This window comes from Geodermatophilus sp. TF02-6 (genome assembly GCF_003319115.1).
Taxonomy (GTDB): domain Bacteria; phylum Actinomycetota; class Actinomycetes; order Mycobacteriales; family Geodermatophilaceae; genus Geodermatophilus.
In genome coordinates, this window is the sequence record NZ_QOHF01000001.1 from 169,612 (window position 1) to 183,981 (window position 14,370).

General features: G+C 73.5%; 16 protein-coding genes. 9 read left to right on the plus strand and 7 right to left on the minus strand.

Going from position 1 to position 14,370, the window contains the following annotated elements; translation table 11 throughout:
• Window positions 1-32: 32 nt before the first annotated feature.
• Window positions 33-1,091 (plus strand): SMP-30/gluconolactonase/LRE family protein, encoded by a 1,059-nt coding sequence (locus DQ238_RS00805; protein WP_113779399.1) that lies wholly within the window; start codon window positions 33-35, stop codon window positions 1,089-1,091.
• Window positions 1,092-1,610: 519 nt separating this feature from the next.
• Here DQ238_RS00805 and DQ238_RS00815 read toward each other — a convergent pair.
• Entirely contained in the window at window positions 1,611-2,099 is a 489-nt protein-coding gene (locus tag DQ238_RS00815) for a hypothetical protein (RefSeq protein ID WP_113779400.1), read from the minus strand.
• Between the two features lie 354 nt (window positions 2,100-2,453).
• Here DQ238_RS00815 and DQ238_RS00820 point away from each other — a divergent pair, with 354 nt between their 5' ends.
• Window positions 2,454-2,864 (plus strand): nuclear transport factor 2 family protein, encoded by a 411-nt coding sequence (locus tag DQ238_RS00820; RefSeq protein ID WP_113779401.1) that lies wholly within the window; start codon window positions 2,454-2,456, stop codon window positions 2,862-2,864.
• 73 nt (window positions 2,865-2,937) lie between these two features.
• Here DQ238_RS00820 and DQ238_RS00825 read toward each other — a convergent pair whose 3' ends face one another.
• Window positions 2,938-3,762, minus strand: coding sequence for a mycofactocin-coupled SDR family oxidoreductase (locus DQ238_RS00825; protein WP_113779402.1), 825 nt, complete (start codon window positions 3,760-3,762; stop codon window positions 2,938-2,940).
• 141 nt (window positions 3,763-3,903) lie between these two features.
• Between DQ238_RS00825 and DQ238_RS00830 the strand changes: the two genes are divergently transcribed.
• The 7 genes from DQ238_RS00830 (at window position 3,904) to DQ238_RS00860 (ending at window position 9,078) form a co-directional block, all read left to right on the plus strand.
• Entirely contained in the window at window positions 3,904-5,457 is a 1,554-nt protein-coding gene (locus DQ238_RS00830; RefSeq protein ID WP_113779403.1) for a class I adenylate-forming enzyme family protein, read from the plus strand.
• 2 nt (window positions 5,458-5,459) lie between these two features.
• The gene (locus tag DQ238_RS00835) at window positions 5,460-6,260 is read left to right on the plus strand and encodes an alpha/beta fold hydrolase (protein WP_158550670.1); all 801 of its coding nucleotides are present in this window, start codon (window positions 5,460-5,462) and stop codon (window positions 6,258-6,260) included.
• Window positions 6,257-6,745: a hypothetical protein gene (locus DQ238_RS00840; protein ID WP_113779405.1), complete on the plus strand. Its 489-nt coding sequence runs from the start codon at window positions 6,257-6,259 to the stop codon at window positions 6,743-6,745. Before DQ238_RS00835 ends, DQ238_RS00840 begins: the two co-directional genes overlap by 4 nt.
• Window positions 6,742-7,170 carry a MaoC family dehydratase gene (locus tag DQ238_RS00845; protein WP_113779406.1) on the plus strand — a complete coding sequence of 143 codons (429 nt, stop codon included), beginning with the start codon at window positions 6,742-6,744 and terminating at the stop codon, window positions 7,168-7,170. Before DQ238_RS00840 ends, DQ238_RS00845 begins: the two co-directional genes overlap by 4 nt.
• Before the next feature lie 77 nt (window positions 7,171-7,247).
• Window positions 7,248-7,673 carry a thioesterase family protein gene (locus DQ238_RS00850; RefSeq protein WP_199506047.1) on the plus strand — a complete coding sequence of 142 codons (426 nt, stop codon included), beginning with the start codon at window positions 7,248-7,250 and terminating at the stop codon, window positions 7,671-7,673.
• A 53-nt stretch (window positions 7,674-7,726) separates the two neighbouring features.
• Window positions 7,727-8,035, plus strand: coding sequence for an EthD family reductase (locus tag DQ238_RS00855; protein WP_113779407.1), 309 nt, complete (start codon window positions 7,727-7,729; stop codon window positions 8,033-8,035).
• Between the two features lie 74 nt (window positions 8,036-8,109).
• Complete coding sequence (locus DQ238_RS00860) at window positions 8,110-9,078, plus strand: alpha/beta hydrolase (protein ID WP_113779408.1); 969 nt, start codon at window positions 8,110-8,112, stop codon at window positions 9,076-9,078.
• 5 nt (window positions 9,079-9,083) lie between these two features.
• Here the strand turns inward: DQ238_RS00860 and DQ238_RS00865 are convergent, their stop codons facing one another.
• The 5 genes from DQ238_RS00865 to DQ238_RS00885 are packed head-to-tail and all read right to left on the minus strand — an operon-like array spanning window position 9,084 to window position 14,370.
• On the minus strand, window positions 9,084-9,941 hold the full coding sequence (locus DQ238_RS00865) for a mycofactocin-coupled SDR family oxidoreductase (RefSeq protein ID WP_113779409.1): 858 nt from the start codon (window positions 9,939-9,941) through the stop codon (window positions 9,084-9,086).
• Entirely contained in the window at window positions 9,938-10,351 is a 414-nt protein-coding gene (locus DQ238_RS00870) for a nuclear transport factor 2 family protein (protein ID WP_113779410.1), read from the minus strand. The genes DQ238_RS00865 and DQ238_RS00870 overlap by 4 nt, the downstream gene beginning before the upstream one ends.
• 14 nt (window positions 10,352-10,365) lie before the next feature.
• On the minus strand, window positions 10,366-11,118 hold the full coding sequence (locus tag DQ238_RS00875) for an enoyl-CoA hydratase/isomerase family protein (RefSeq protein ID WP_113779411.1): 753 nt from the start codon (window positions 11,116-11,118) through the stop codon (window positions 10,366-10,368).
• Window positions 11,118-12,671: an AMP-binding protein gene (locus DQ238_RS00880; RefSeq protein ID WP_158550671.1), complete on the minus strand. Its 1,554-nt coding sequence runs from the start codon at window positions 12,669-12,671 to the stop codon at window positions 11,118-11,120. Before DQ238_RS00880 ends, DQ238_RS00875 begins: the two co-directional genes overlap by 1 nt.
• Window positions 12,672-12,684: 13 nt before the next feature.
• On the minus strand, window positions 12,685-14,370 hold the full coding sequence (locus DQ238_RS00885) for an FAD-dependent oxidoreductase (RefSeq protein ID WP_113779413.1): 1,686 nt from the start codon (window positions 14,368-14,370) through the stop codon (window positions 12,685-12,687).

Sequence of the window (14,370 nt, forward strand, 5' to 3'; positions counted from 1 at the left end):
TCCCCGACCCCGCACGAGAGGTGGGCCCAGCCATGACGACATCCTCGGTACGACGGCGGTCGACGGGCACCGTCCTGGGTGTCGCGGCGGCCGCCGGCCTCCTCGTCCTGCTCACCGGCCTCCCGGGCCGGGCCCAGCCCGCGGATCCGTCGTCCGGGAGCCCCACCGAGGTCGTCGCGACCCCGTGGATCCGCGGCATCCTCGGCGCCCCGGCCGAGGGGGCACCGCCACCGGTCCCGGAGGGTCCCGCCTTCACGCCCGACGGCGACCTCGTCTTCGTCAGCGCCTTCGGGGACGCCGAGGGCAACAAGGTCTACGAGGTGGACCTGGACACCAAGCAGGTGAGGCCGCTGTACGGCGATGACACGAGCGTGATCGCCTCGCTCGACGTCGCCGCGGACGGGCGCTTCTACCTGTCGGACTACAACGGCGGACCCGGCGGATCAGGACGGATCCTCACGATGGCCCCCGACGGGACCGACGTGCGCACCCTGATCGACGCCTTCGAGGGCACGCCCATCTACCCGGACGACCTGGTGATGGACGGCGACGGCGGGTTCTTCTACACCGACATGCAGGGCAACGTCCTGGAGCCCACGGGGCGGGTCGTCCACGTGGACGCGTCCGGAGCGCAGACCCTCGTCAGCGGCGGGCTGGCCCACCCCAACGGCATCGCCCTCAGCCCGGACGGCTCGCGCCTGTGGGTGAGCGAACACCTCGCCAACCGGCTGCTGACCTTCGACCTCGACGAGTCCGGCGTCGCCGTCGACGAGTGGGCACCCGGCACGGGTGTGAGCGTGTACGCGCACTACAGCGGCGGGCTGGCGGACTCTCTCACGGTCGACGCCGCCGGCAACGTGTACCAGGCGATGTACTTCGGTGGGCGTGTCGAGGTGTTCGACAGCTCCGGCAACCCGGTCGCCACGGTTCGGCCGGAGGGGAACGGTCCGGAGCAGTTCCCGACCACGACCAACGTGGCGATCCGGCCGGGCACGCGGGAGGCCTACCTCACCGCCGGCGGGCCGGAGGGGATCTCGATCCTGAGGTTCACCGCACTCGCCGACGCGCTGCCGCCGGTCTGGGAGGGGTGACCGCGAGGACGGATTCCAGCGTCCTCACCCCCGCACCGGTGCCCTGGCCGTGCTGTCACTCGATCGGGTGATCAGGGACGCCGTTCGACCTGGTCGGCGGCCCGGGATCGTCGTACCCCCTCCGCAGGTTCGGCCCATGACGTCGACCGGCTGCGCGCGCTCCCGCTGGAGGCTGCGCTGGTCGGCCGGCTGCTCGAGCGCCCGCCGGTGGTCGCCCGGCTGCCGGTGGGCCTGCTGACCCGGCAGGAGAAGGCCGCCGAGCTGCAGCGCATCCAGGCACGTCGGGCGATGGACGCCGCCTACGAGGCCGAGCTGGTCATGGGCCTGGCCGATGACACCCCCGCCGATGACGACCCGGCACCGGGCACGCCAGGAGCGAAGAAGGGATCCTGGGCGCCGGATGCCGAGCTGCCCGGGGTCAGCGACGTGTCGACCGGTCGCCACGTCGACGAGTCGACACGGCTCGGCCGCGCGCGACAGAGCCAGCGCCGCGCCACGTTGGTGTCCCCGAAGGCGGCTTCAGGGACAGCCCCGCAGCTGCGAACCGAGGACGCCTCGGTGCAGCCGCTCGGCCACCTGCTGCAGGCCGTCCCTGATCAAGCGTCCGTACGCGTCGTCGCCGAGCACGCCGATCGTGGCCTGCGCCTGCTGGAAGTGCTCGCGAGCACGGGCGAGATCGCCCAGCTTGCGGTAGCACTCGCTCACGTTCAGGTGCAGCGACGGGTACAGGCCGGCCACCGGAAGCGTCACCCCCGCCTGGGTGGCCCGCGCATCGGTGATCAGGTCGGCAGCGGCCAGCGCTCGGTGGTCCCAGAGCATCTCGTCGCGCACGTCGTCCTGCACATCGGCCATGGCGTGCGCGAGTGTGCACCGGTGCAGCGGGTCCCCTCGCTCGCCGCCGATCTCGTCCCAGATCTCTGCGAACTGACGGCGAGCGGCCTCGCGCTCGCCCTGGTGGCTGAGCTGCACCACTTCCCCGATCCTGATGAGCGTCGGGTCCGTGATCATCGCCGACTCCTTCCTCCTCTCGCGACAGCGACCGTACTTCGCGGCATCGACCGGCTCGACGTCGTCGAGCCCCGGCAGGACCCGCGGCGGATCAGCTCGGTGACGCGGGGGACGTCCCGCCGGTCCGGGCCACCTCACAGAGGGGTCGGCCGGGGGCGCGCCACGGTCAGTCGGGACGGCCTCGACGTCCCGAACCGCGGCGACCAGGGGTCGCCCTCTGGTGTCACCAGCCGGGATCGACGTGGTGGCCGTCCACACATCTGGTCAAACCAGGCGAAGGGTTCGTAGGGTTAACCCGGTCACACCTCGTCCTCCGCCGACGCCCGTCGGCCCCCTGGTCAGGAGATGCCAGCCATGTCCGCTCGCGGCGCCATCGAGAACGTGCTCAACCGCTACTCCATCGCCTACGACGACAACGACATGACCGAGATGGCCGACACCTTCACCGACGACGCCGTGCTGAGCATGCGCATCGCCGACGGCGACCTCATCGGCCCGTTCGAGGGCAAGGAGGCGGTGATGAAGCTGATGACCGACAGCCTGGCCAGCCAGGACGACCAGCGCCGCCACGTCACCACGAACGTGGTGATCCGCAAGGAGACCGACGACAGCGCCGTCGTCAGCTCCTACCTGACGCTGATCCAGGTCAAGGACGGCAAGGCCAACCTGCTCTCCACCGCGCGCTACGACGACGAGCTGCGCCGGGAGGACGACGGCGCCTGGCGCTTCACCCGGCGGCACATCCAGCTGGACCTGCCCTACTGACTCGCGGGCACGACTCGCCGGCACCGGGGGGACGGCGCCGCACCGACGACACCGTCCCCCTCGCGTCGAGCGGCTACTTGTTGAGCGCGCCGGCGTCCACGGGCAGTGCGGCACCGGTGATGTAGCGGGCCTCGTCGGAGGCGAGGAACAGGACGGCGTTGCTGACGTCGTCGGGTTCGACCCACCCGGTGTCCATGGGGTGCATCCCGCGCATGATGTCCTCCACGTCCCCGCGTCCCGGGTGCTCGAGGTCGGGGCGGAAGAGCCGGTAGATGGCGTCGTTGAACAGCATCCGCGTGTCGACGTTGGTGGGGTTCACGCAGTTGACCCGGATTCCGGACGGCGCCAGCTCGTTGGCGAGCGCCCGCATGAGGCCCATGACGCCGTGCTTGGCCGCCGTGTAGTGCGCGTTGTTGGGCAGGCCCTTGACCCCGGCGATGGAGCTGGTCAGCACGATCGACCCACCTCGCCCCAGGTGGGGCACCGCCGCCCTGCAGGTCTGGAAGACGCCGGTGAGGTTGGTGCCGATCATGTCCGCCCACGCCTCGTCGGACAGCTCGACGAGCGGTGCGCTGCCGGCGATCCCGGCGTTGCCGACCACCACGTCCAGCCGGCCGAGCTCGGCGACGGCCTCGTCGAGCAGGCCGCGCACGGCGGCGCCGTCGCGCACGTCGACCTCCCCGGCCACCACCCGGCGGTCGAGCCGCTCCACCTGCCGCACCGTCTCGGCCAGGTCCGCAGGCGTCGCGAGGTCGTAACCGATCGAGCCGATCCCGGAGCAGATGTCGAGCGCGACGACGTCGGCACCCTCCTCGGCCAGCCGCACCGCGTGGTTGCGGCCCTGGCCGCGGGCCGCCCCGGTGACGAACGCGACCTTGCCCTCGAACCGTGGGCGCACCGCCCCTCCCCTCGTCGGCGCTCAGCGGGGCACGACCCGTCGCGGGATCTGGCGCGGCACTCCGCTCCTGAATATGGTGCGCATGTTAGCCGGTGTCCTCGGTCACACCGAGCCATCGGACCGGCAGCCGGAAGAGGTCTCATGAACCAGGGCCTGATCCCCGCCAAGTGGGCCGCGCTGACGCCGCGCAACGAGGCGATCGTCGACGTGCCGAACAGCCGCCGCCTGACCTGGACGGAGTTCGACTCCCTCGTCCGGCGGGCGGCCAACGGCCTGCGCGGGCTCGGGTTGGAGAAGGGCGACCGGTTCGCCGTCCTCTCCCGCAACTGCGCCGAGTACATGGCGCTCTACTTCGCCGCCGGCCGCGCCGGGCTGGTGCTGCAGCCGCTGAACTGGCGGCTGGCCGGCGAGGAGCTGGCCACCATCGTCCGCGACGCCGCCCCGAAGGCCGTGATCAGCGCCGACGAGTGGGCCGAGACCGTCGAGCAGCTGCAGCGCGACGTCGACGTCCCGAACTGGCTGCAGTTCGGCGACAAGAGCGACGGCAGCTTTCCCCGCCTGGTCGAGTCGGCCAGCGACGAGGAGCCGGTGGAGGCCACGTCCGTGCGGGACGACGACCCGTTCTTCATCCTCTACACCGGCGGCACCACCGGGCGGAGCAAGGGCGCACAACACACCCACCGCAGCGCCGGGGCGATGATGCTGGCGCAGACCGTGGCCGAGCGGATCGTGCCCAGCGACGTCTACATGCTGACCGGGCAGATGTACCACATCCCGATCGTGCTGGCGATGAACTACAACCGGCACGGCTGCCCGCTGGTGCTGGTCAACTTCGAGGCCAAGCAGGCGCTCGAGGTCATCCAGGAGGAGCGGGTCTCGGCGTTCCTCGGCATCACCACCATGATCAACTGGATGATGGCGGTGCCCGACTTCGCCTCCTACGACCTGTCCAGCCTGCGCAACTTCCAGTACGGCGGCGGGCCGATGCCCTCCTCCGTCGTGCGCGCGGCGATGGACCACTTCCCGTGCACGATGATCCAGGGCTACGGGCAGACCGAGGGCGCCGGCATGACGTTCCTCTCCCAGGAGGACCACCTGCGCGCCGTCGCCGGCGACCACCCCGAGCGGCTGCGCTCCTGCGGCCGGGAGGGCTTCACCGCCTCGATCCGCGTCGTCGACGAGTACGGCCGCGACGTGCCGCAGGACGGCCGCACCGCCGGGCAGATCATCGTCCGGGGCGAGCAGAACATGATCGGCTACCTCAACCAGCCCGAGCTCACCGCGCAGACCATCCGCGACGGCTGGATGTGGACCGGGGACATGGCCACCTGGGACGACGAGCGCTACGTCTTCATCGTCGACCGCGCCAAGGACATGATCATCTCCGGCGGGGAGAACATCTACTCCGTCCAGGTGGAGGAGGCGATCAACCAGCACCCCGCCGTCCTGGAGTGCGCGGTCTTCGGCGTCCCCGACGAGGAGTGGGGCGAGTCGGTCAAGGCCGTCGTCGTGCTCAAGCCCGGGCAGACCGCGTCCGAGCAGGAGATCATCGACGAGGCGAAGAAGCACCTGGCCGGCTACCAGAAGCCGCGGTCGGTCGACTTCGTCGGCCAGCTGCCCAAGGCGCCGACCGGGAAGATCCTCAAGCGCGAGCTGCGGGCGCCGTTCTGGGCCGAACGCGACCGGGGCGTCTGACCGTGCCGGTGCTCACCGTCCGCGACGGAGTCCGGCTGCACGTCCGCGAGGAGGGATCCGGCCCGACGCTGCTCATCCTGCCGGGCTGGGGGGTGTCGACGTGGTGGTTCCGACACCAGTTCGCCGCGCTGTCCCCGCGCTTCCGGGTGGTGGCCTACGACCCCCGCGGGCAGGGCGAGTCGGAGACGGCCCGGGGGCAGCGCGTCGCCCGGCTGGCCGCCGACCTGGACGAGGTCATCCGACACATCGGTGCCGACCAGGTGCACCTGGTGGCCTGGTCGGGTGGGGGCTCGACCGTGCTCCAGTACATCGAGCTCTACGGTGCCGACCGGCTCGGGACGCTCACGCTCGTCGGCGCCGGGCCCAAGCTGATGAAGGCCGACGACTGGGAGCACGGGTTCACGGACCTCGCCGGCGCAGCCGGCTGGGTCGAGCTCATCCGCACCGACTTCGAGGCCGCCGCACGCGCGGTCCTGCCTCAGTTCTTCGCCGAGCCGCTGTCGGACGACGACCTCGAGGTGACGGTCGCGGAGATGTGCAAGTGCCACCCGCCGGGCATGGCGGCGGCGTCCTGGGACTTCCTCACCCAGGACCACCGCGACGTGCTGCCGTCGGTGCCCGTGCCCACCCTGGTGGTCACCGGGTCGGCGGACACCGCCGTCCCCGCCGGCAACGCGCCCTACCTCGCCGCGGCCATCCCCGACGCTCGCCTCGAGGTGATCGAGGGGACGGCGCACTGTCCCTTCCTCGAACGGCCCGACGCCTTCAACGAGGTCGTCGAGAAGTTCCTCGCCGGTCGATGACCGACCTCAGATCGGCGGCACCGTTCACCGAGGCCGACCTCGCCGGCCAGGTGGGCCGGGCCTTCCCGGGCGGCAGCTACACCGTGCACCCGTGGCGGGCCTGGCTCCTGGCCGACACCGTGCTGGCGCATCCCCCGTCGCTGCGCAGCTCCGGCGGCGGTGCGCAGGTGGCCCACCCCCTGTTCGCGTGGATGGCGGCCACCGGCGCGATGGGCGTCACCTGGGACGAGCTGTTCTCCTGGTTCGGCGCGACCGCGGCGGACGGCCCGGTCTTCGGCGAGCACGAGACGACGCTGCACCGGCCACTGCTGGTGGGGGCCACCTACCGGGTGAGCGGCGGGATCGTCTCCGCCGAGCGCAAGGTCGGCCGGCGCACCGGCGTGTTCGACGTCGTCGGCTACGCGATGGACCTGCACGACACCGAGGACGGGACGCACGTGGCCACCTGCTGGAACTCGATCGTCTTCCCCCGGAGGAACGCATGACGGCGGCTGCGGTGGAGGTCGGCACCGAGCTGCCGGTCTACGACGTCCCCTCGGTGAGCGCCGAGAAGATGAAGACGATGGCGGCGCTGCTGTCCGACCCCACCCCGATCCACTGGGACGTGGAGACGCTGCAGGCCCTCGGGATGGGTGACCGCCCGGTCAACCAGGGGCCGCTGAACATGAGCTACGTCATGAACGCGGTGACCGGGTGGGCCGGTGGCCCCGACCGGCTGCGCCGGCTGCGGGTGCGCTTCCTCGGCACGGTGCTCGCCGGGCAGCACCTGCGGGTCCGGGCCACGGTGACCGGCGTGCGCGAGGAGGTCGGCGCCCGGCTGGCCGACTGCGACGTCGTCCTGGAGGTCCTCCGCGACGACACAGCCGGCGAGGCGGTCCTCTCGGGGACGGCGACGGTGGTGCTGCCGTGAGCCGACAGGGCCGTGAGCATCGCAGCGAGGAACGAGCGAGGAGCGGAGCGGCCCGCGGAGGCGAACCAGGAGGCATCGTGAGCTACGAGCCGCTGCGGTTCCGGCTGGCCTACGGCGACTGCGACGTCGTCGGCATCGTCTACTTCGCCGTCTACTACCCGTGGATGGAGCGCGCCCAGACGCTGTGGCTGTACTCCCACGGGCTGCGCAGCGGTGAGCTGGCCGAGCAGCTCGGCGTCCTCACCGTCGGGGTGCACTCCGACTGCACCTACCGGCAGATGGTGCGGGTGTTCGACGAGCTGACCATCCGGATCGTGCTCGACCGGGTCGGGACGACGTCCTACACCCTCGGGTTCGACTTCCTCCGCGACGGCGAGGTCGTCACCCACGGGTCGATGACCTTCGTCTGCCGGACGCCGGAGGGCGGCGGCAAGGCGGCGATCCCCGAGCGGCTGCTGGAGGTGCTCCGGACCCTCCCGACCCCGGCCGAGGTGCCGACGTGAACGAGCTGGCGGGGCGCCCGTGCCCCGCAGGACCCGCAGGAGAGGAGAACCCCGTGTACCGACTCGTCGCCAACTACCACCACCCCGAGGACCCGCAGGCCTTCCTCGACCACTACCGCAGCACGCACGCCCCGATCGGCAAGCGCATGGACAACGTCTCCTCCTACACCTGGGGCGTGTGCGAGAACCCCGACGGCTCGCGGCCCGAGTACTTCCTCACGGCCGTCCTCGACTGGCCGTCCAAGGAGGCCGCGCTGGCCGACCTCGGCTCCCCGGTGGGCGCCGAGGGCACCGCGGACATGGCGAACTTCGCCCAGGCCGGGGTGTCGCTCGTCTTCTACGAGACCGAGACCGTCATCTAAGCGTCCCGGCGCGTCCGCGGACCCGCCCCGAGCAGGTCCGCGGACGCGCTCAGTCCATCGGCGGGGAGGAACCCGTGGACTTCGTCGCGCGGATGGACCCCCGGCTCGCGCAGGTCCTGCCGTCCATCCCCCTGCTCGACCTGCGCGACATCCCCACCGCCCGCGCCGAGCGCCGGGAGCTCGCCGAGCGGGCCCGCGCCGCCTGGTCCGCTCCGGAGGCGGTGACCCGCACCGACCACCTGGCGCCCGGCGAGGGAGGGGCACCGCCGGTCCGGGTCCGGGTCTACGCGCCGCGGGACGTCGCCGGGCCGGTCCCGTGCCTCTACTGGGCGCACGGCGGCGGCCACGTCCTCGGCGACGTCGACCAGGACGACCCGCTGCTCAGCGCGGTGGTGGAGGACACCGGTGCGGTCTGCGCCTCCGTCGACTGGCGGCGAGCCCCCGAGCACCCCTTCCCCGCTCCGCTCGACGACTGCTACGCCGGCCTGCGCTGGGTCACCGAGCACGCCGGTGGGCTCGGCGTCGACCCGACGCGGATCGTCGTCGGCGGCGCCAGCTCCGGCGGCGGGCTCGCGGCCGGTCTGGCCCTGCTGGCCCGCGACCGCGGCGAGCTGCACCTCGACCAGCAGCTCCTGGTCTACCCCATGCTGGACGACCGGGAGGTCACCGCCTCCAGCCGCGCGATCACCCACCCGCACGTGTGGAACCGCGACTCCAACCGGATCGCGTGGCGGGCGTACCTGGGCGGCGCGCAGGGCGCGGACGTCTCGCCCTACGCCGCGCCGGCGCGCGCGAGCGACCTCACCGGCCTGCCCCCGGCGTGGATCGCGACCGCCGAGCTCGACCTGTTCGTCGACGAGGACATCGACTACGCGCAGCGCCTCATCGCCGCCGGCGTCCCCACCGAGCTGCACGTCTACCGCGGCGCCGTGCACGGCTTCGACTTGTTCGCCCCGGACGCCGAGGTGTCCCGCCGCTACCTCGCCGACCGCACCGCGGCGCTGCGCCGCGCCCTGCGGCCCGACGCGCGGGCCGCCGGCTGACGGGCTCAGGGCTGCAGGGGGGCCGGGTTGAAGCCGGGCAGCTCGAGGTGGCCGGCGTCGACCACGATCGCCTGCCCGGTCACCGCCCACGCCCCGTCGGAGGCCAGCCAGGCGGCGGCGTCGGCGATGACCTCCGGCGGCAGCGCGCCGACGCCACCGAGGATGCCGTAGTGCAGGGCGGCGCGCTCGAAGTCGGCGCGGTCCCCGCCGGGGTGACCGGCCATCCGGTCGTAGAGCCCCGGCCAGTTGGTCATCGGCGTGTCGATCAGCCCGGGGCAGACGGCGTTGACCCGGACACGGTGCGGACCCAGCTCCAGCGCCGCGCTCCGCATGAGGCCGAGGACGCCGTGCTTGCTGGCCGCGTAGTGCGCCGCGCCGGGGTTGCCGCGGAACCCGTTCACCGACGAGGTCAGCACGATCGAGCCGGTCCGCCGCTCGATCATGTGCGGCACGACCGCCTTCATGGTCCGCCAGGCGCCCTTGAGGTTGACGTCCACGACGTCGTCCCAGGTCTGCTCGTCCATCTCCCAGAGCGGTGCCTGGGAGAAGACCCCCGCGTTGGCGACCAGGGCGTCGATGTGCCCGAACGTCGCCAGACCCTCCTCGACGACGGCGGCCAGCTGCTCCGACGACCGGACGTCGGCGGTGCGGGCGACGATCCGGCGGTCGAGGGCCTCGACCTCGGCCACGGTCTGCTGCAGGTCCTGCTCGCGCGCGGTGTCGTAGGGCACGGTGTCGATCTGCCGGTCGAGGTCGACCGCGACGATCTCCGCGCCCTCCCGGGCCAGCGTGACCGCGTGCGCCCGCCCCTGGCCGCGGGCGGCCCCGGTCACCAGCGCGACCTTGCCCTCGAGCCGGCTCACGGCGTCCTCACCTCGCCGCCGAGGGCGACCACCAGCTCGATCGGGTCGAAGAACTCCGCCAGCCGCACGATGCGGCCGTCCCGGACCGAGAAGCGGGAGATGTAGGTGTTGCGGTACGGCCGGTCGGTGGGGATGACCCGGGTGTCGCTGGTGTACTCGGCGACGAACTCCCCCGGGCGCCCCTCCAGGGCGTCGATCCGGTAGCCGGCGAAGCGCATCGGCTCCATCAGGCCCTCGGGGTAGACCCCCATCGCCTCGGCCCGGCCGCGGCACACCTTGGGGTAGCCCGGCGGGGCGTAGGGCAGCACGAGCTCGACGTCGTCGGCGAAGGTGGCCTCGATCGCCGGCAGGTCCAGCCGGCCCACGGCGTCGAGGTAGACCTCGACGACGGCCCGGTCGTGTGGGTCCATGGTCCCTCCTGTCCTCAGCGGCCGCGGGCGGCCCGGAACGCGGTGACGGCGGCGCGGTGCTCCGGCGTCCCGAAGAGCAGGGCGACGGCCTCGACCGACTCGCTGAACCCGCCGACGGCGTCGCGGTTGACGAAGGCCTTGCCGACCTGCACGGCCAGCGGCGGGTGCGCGGCGATCTCGGTCGCCAGCTGCACGGCCGCGGGCAGCAGCTCGGCGTCGGGGTGCACCTCCTGCACCAACCCGGCGCGTTCGGCCCGGTGCGCGTCGATCTCCCGGCCGGTGAGCGCGAGGTAGCGGGTCCAGTGCCGGCCGATCACCTCCGGCCCGCGGACGATCCCGTACCCGGGGGTCAGGCCCACCGTCGGCTCCTTGAAGGCGAACCGCGCCGACTCGGCGGCCAGCACCACGTCGCAGGCCAGGGCCAGCTCGGTGCCGCCGCCGTAGGCCAGCCCGTTCACCGCGGCGACGACCGGGACGGCGCAGCGCTCCACCGAGCAGAACGCGTCGTAGACCAGCCGCAGGTGCGGGCGCACCCGGACCACGTCCCCGGCGAGGTCGGCGAACACGTCGATGTCCCCGCCCGCGGAGAAGGCCCGACCGCTGCCGGTCAGGACGACGGCCCGTACGCCGTCGTCCACGCCCAGGCCGGCCATCAGGTCGCGCAGCTCGCGGAACCAGACCTGGTCCATCGCGTTGAGCTTCGCCGGCCGGTCCATGGTCAGGACGACGACGCCGGGGGCGGGCTCGGTGCGGGCGAAGCGCTGCATCAGCCGGCCTCCCGGTCCCAGGTGTCCGGGGGCAGGCCCTCGGCCCGCAGCTTGTACTTCTCCACCCGCTGGCTGGGGGTGAGCGGCAGCGCGTCGAGCACCCGGACGTAGCGGGGCACGGCGAAGGAGGTCAGCGTGCCGCGGCAGTACGCCACCAGCGCCGCCGGGTCGACGGTGGCGCCGGCGGCCGGGACGACCGCGATCGCCACCTCCTCCTCCGACAGCTCCGAGGGCACCCCGTAGGCGGCGACCTGCCCGACCGAGGGGTGCTCGGCGATCACCCGCTCGACCTCCCACGAGGAGACGTTCTCCCCGCGTCGGCGGATGGTGTCCTTCACCCGGTCGAGGAAGAAGAGGTAGCCGTCGGCGTCGAGGAGGCCGCGGTCGCCGGTGTGGAACCACAGGTTGCGCCAGCTGGCCGCGGTGGCCGCGGGGTCGCCGGCGTAGCCGTCGAACATCCAGCCGGCGGCCTTGGGGCGGACGACGATCTCCCCCGGCGTCCCGGGCGGCACCGGGTCGTCGCGCTCGTCGACCACGGCCACGGTGTAGTTGGCCGACTCGTTGCCCGCCGAGCCGATCCGGCGGGCGTGCGGCGGCATGTCGGTGACGATGGAGACCTCGGTGCTGCCGTAGATCTCGGTCAGCTGCACGCCGAAGCGGCGCTCGAACGAGGCGAACACCTCCGGCGGGCAGGGGGCGCCGAAGGCCTGCCGCACCGGGTTGTCCGCGTCGTCGGGCCGCGGCAGCTGCTTGTGCAGGATGCTCATCATCGCGCCCTGGTAGTTGAACGCGGTGACGCCGTGCGCCCGGCAGGTGTCCCAGAACCGGCTGGCGGAGAAGCCGCGGTCGAGCACCAGGTCCGCGCCGGCCTCGGCGGCGGCCATCACGCTGCAGTAGCGGGCGTTGGAGTGGAACAGCGGGAAGACGCTGTAGAGGCGGTCGTCGGCGGTGTAGCCCATCAGCGCGACGGTGTGCCGGGCGAGGTTGACGTTGGCCCGGTGGGAGAGCACCGCCCCCTTGGGCGGGCCGGTGGTGCCGGAGGTGTAGAGGACGACGGCGGCCGCGGTCGGGTCCACCTGGGGCAGCGGGCCCGGCGCGGCGGCGAGGACGTCGGCCAGGTCGAGCCGGGCCGGGCCGCCGGGCCCGGACGTCTCTCCCACCCCGGAGACGACGACGGCGCGGACCGTCTCGGGGGCGCAGGCCCGCACCGCCGGCTCGAACTCGGCGTCGCAGACGACCACCGCCGCGCCGGAGTGCTCGAGCAGGTAGCGCAGCAGCGTGCGCCCGCTGGCCGGGTTGAGCGGCACCTCGACCAGGCCGGCGCGGGCCAGGCCGAACCACACGGCGAGGGTGGCGACGCTGCTGCGCATGAGCACGCACACCGGGTCGCCGGGACGCAGACCGAGGGCGCGGAAGCCGGCGGCCGCGGCGTCGGCCCGGGCGTCCAGCTCCCGCCACGCGACCCGTTCCCCGGCCACCAGCGCGCCCGCGTCGGGGCGGGCGCGCTCGGCCGCCGCGGCCAGCCAGTTCCCGAGCGGGAACACCGCGGTCACGGGCGCACCGCGGTCACGGGCGCACCGCGTCGGCGAGCGGTCGGGCCGTCTCCGGGCCGGCGGCCCGTGCCGCCGCGCGCCCGGCCCGGTAGCCGAACACCAGCGCCGGCCCGAGCGTGCCGCCGGCACCCCCGTAGACCATGCCCGTGGCGCCGGCCATGGCGTTGCCCGCCGCGTACAGGCCGGGGACCACCCGCCCGTCGACGTCGAGGACGGCACCGTCGACGGTGGTCCGAGGTCCGCCCTTGGTGCCCAGGGTGCTGGCGAACACCTGCACGGCGTGGTAGGGAGCGCGCTCGAGCGGGCCGACCGTGCTGGCCGGCCCGGGGTAGGCCGACCGGTCGCCGAGGAAGCCGTCGTAGGCGCTGGTGCCGCGGCCGAAGTCGGGGTCCTCGGCCCGGGCCGCCGACGCGTTCCACCGCGCGACGGTGGCGACGAGCGTCTCGGGCGGGACGCCGATCCGCCTGGCCAGCTCCTCGACGGAGTCGGCGCGCAGCACCCACTCCGGCGGCGGCTCGCCCGGCCCGCGGCCGAAGCCGCCGTACCGCTCGGCGCAGGCGGCGTCCCAGACCAGCCAGCAGGGGTGGTTGAGGTAGTCGAGGTCGGCCGGGTCGAGGGCGTGCAGGGCGCCACCGAGCGCGTTGTAGTTCGCCGCCTCGTTGGTGAACCGCCGTCCGCGCCGGTCGACCAGGATCGCCCCGGGCAGGGTCCGCTCCCGGTTGACCAGGTACACGGCCTGCTCCCCCTGCAGCGTCTGTCCGGGCAGGAGGCAGACCGGCGCCCACCAGGCCTCCCGCATGGTGCCCAGCGCCGCGCCGACGCGCATGGCCATGCGCAGCCCGTCCCCGGTGTTGGTCGGCACGCTGGCCGGGTGGGCGATCGGGCCGCGGAGGAAGTCCCGCACCAGGTCGGCGTCCCACTCGAAGCCGCCGGTGGCCAGGACCACCCCGGAGCGGGCGCGGACGACGCTGCTGCGCCCGTCCCACTCCACCCGCACCCCGGCGACCCGGCCGCCCTCGACGACCAGCTCGACGCCCCGGGCTCCGAGGACCGGCTCGACGCCGTGGTCGAGACACCCGCGCAGCAGAGCCGCCACCATCCCGCGCCCGCCGCCCTCCAGCCCGGCGGCCTCCCGCTCGGCGAGGACGGCGGGGTCGAGCACGCCCGTGCCCCCACCCATCGGCGACTCGCTGACCGCCGTCCGGCGGACCGCGCCCACCATGCGGTCGCCCCACGCGCCGAGCCGGGGGACGGCGAACAGCGCCGGCTCCACCGACCGGCCGCCCCGCGGCTTCCCGCCGGGGTGCTCGGGGTGGTAGTCGGGGTAGCTGGCGATCAGCTGCAGGCGCAGCGGGGTGCGCTGCTCGAGCCAGGAGAGCAGCTCCCCCACCGTGTCGACGAAGGCCTCGGCCAGCTCGGCGCGGATCAGCCCGCGGGACAGCGAGTCGAGGTAGGTCAGCCCCTCCTCCCGCGAGTCGGGGATGCCGGCCCGGGCGGCCAGCGGGTTGGCCGGCAGCCAGGCCACCCCGCTGGACAGACAGGTGGTCCCGCCGACCTGGTTCCCCTTCTCGAACACGGCGACGGAGGCGCCGGCGTCCGCCGCGGCCAGCGCCGCGGTCAGGCCGGCGGCTCCGGTGCCGAGCACCACGACGTCGAGGGGCTCCTCACCGGTGGACACGGCAGGCTGCTGGTGTGGCAT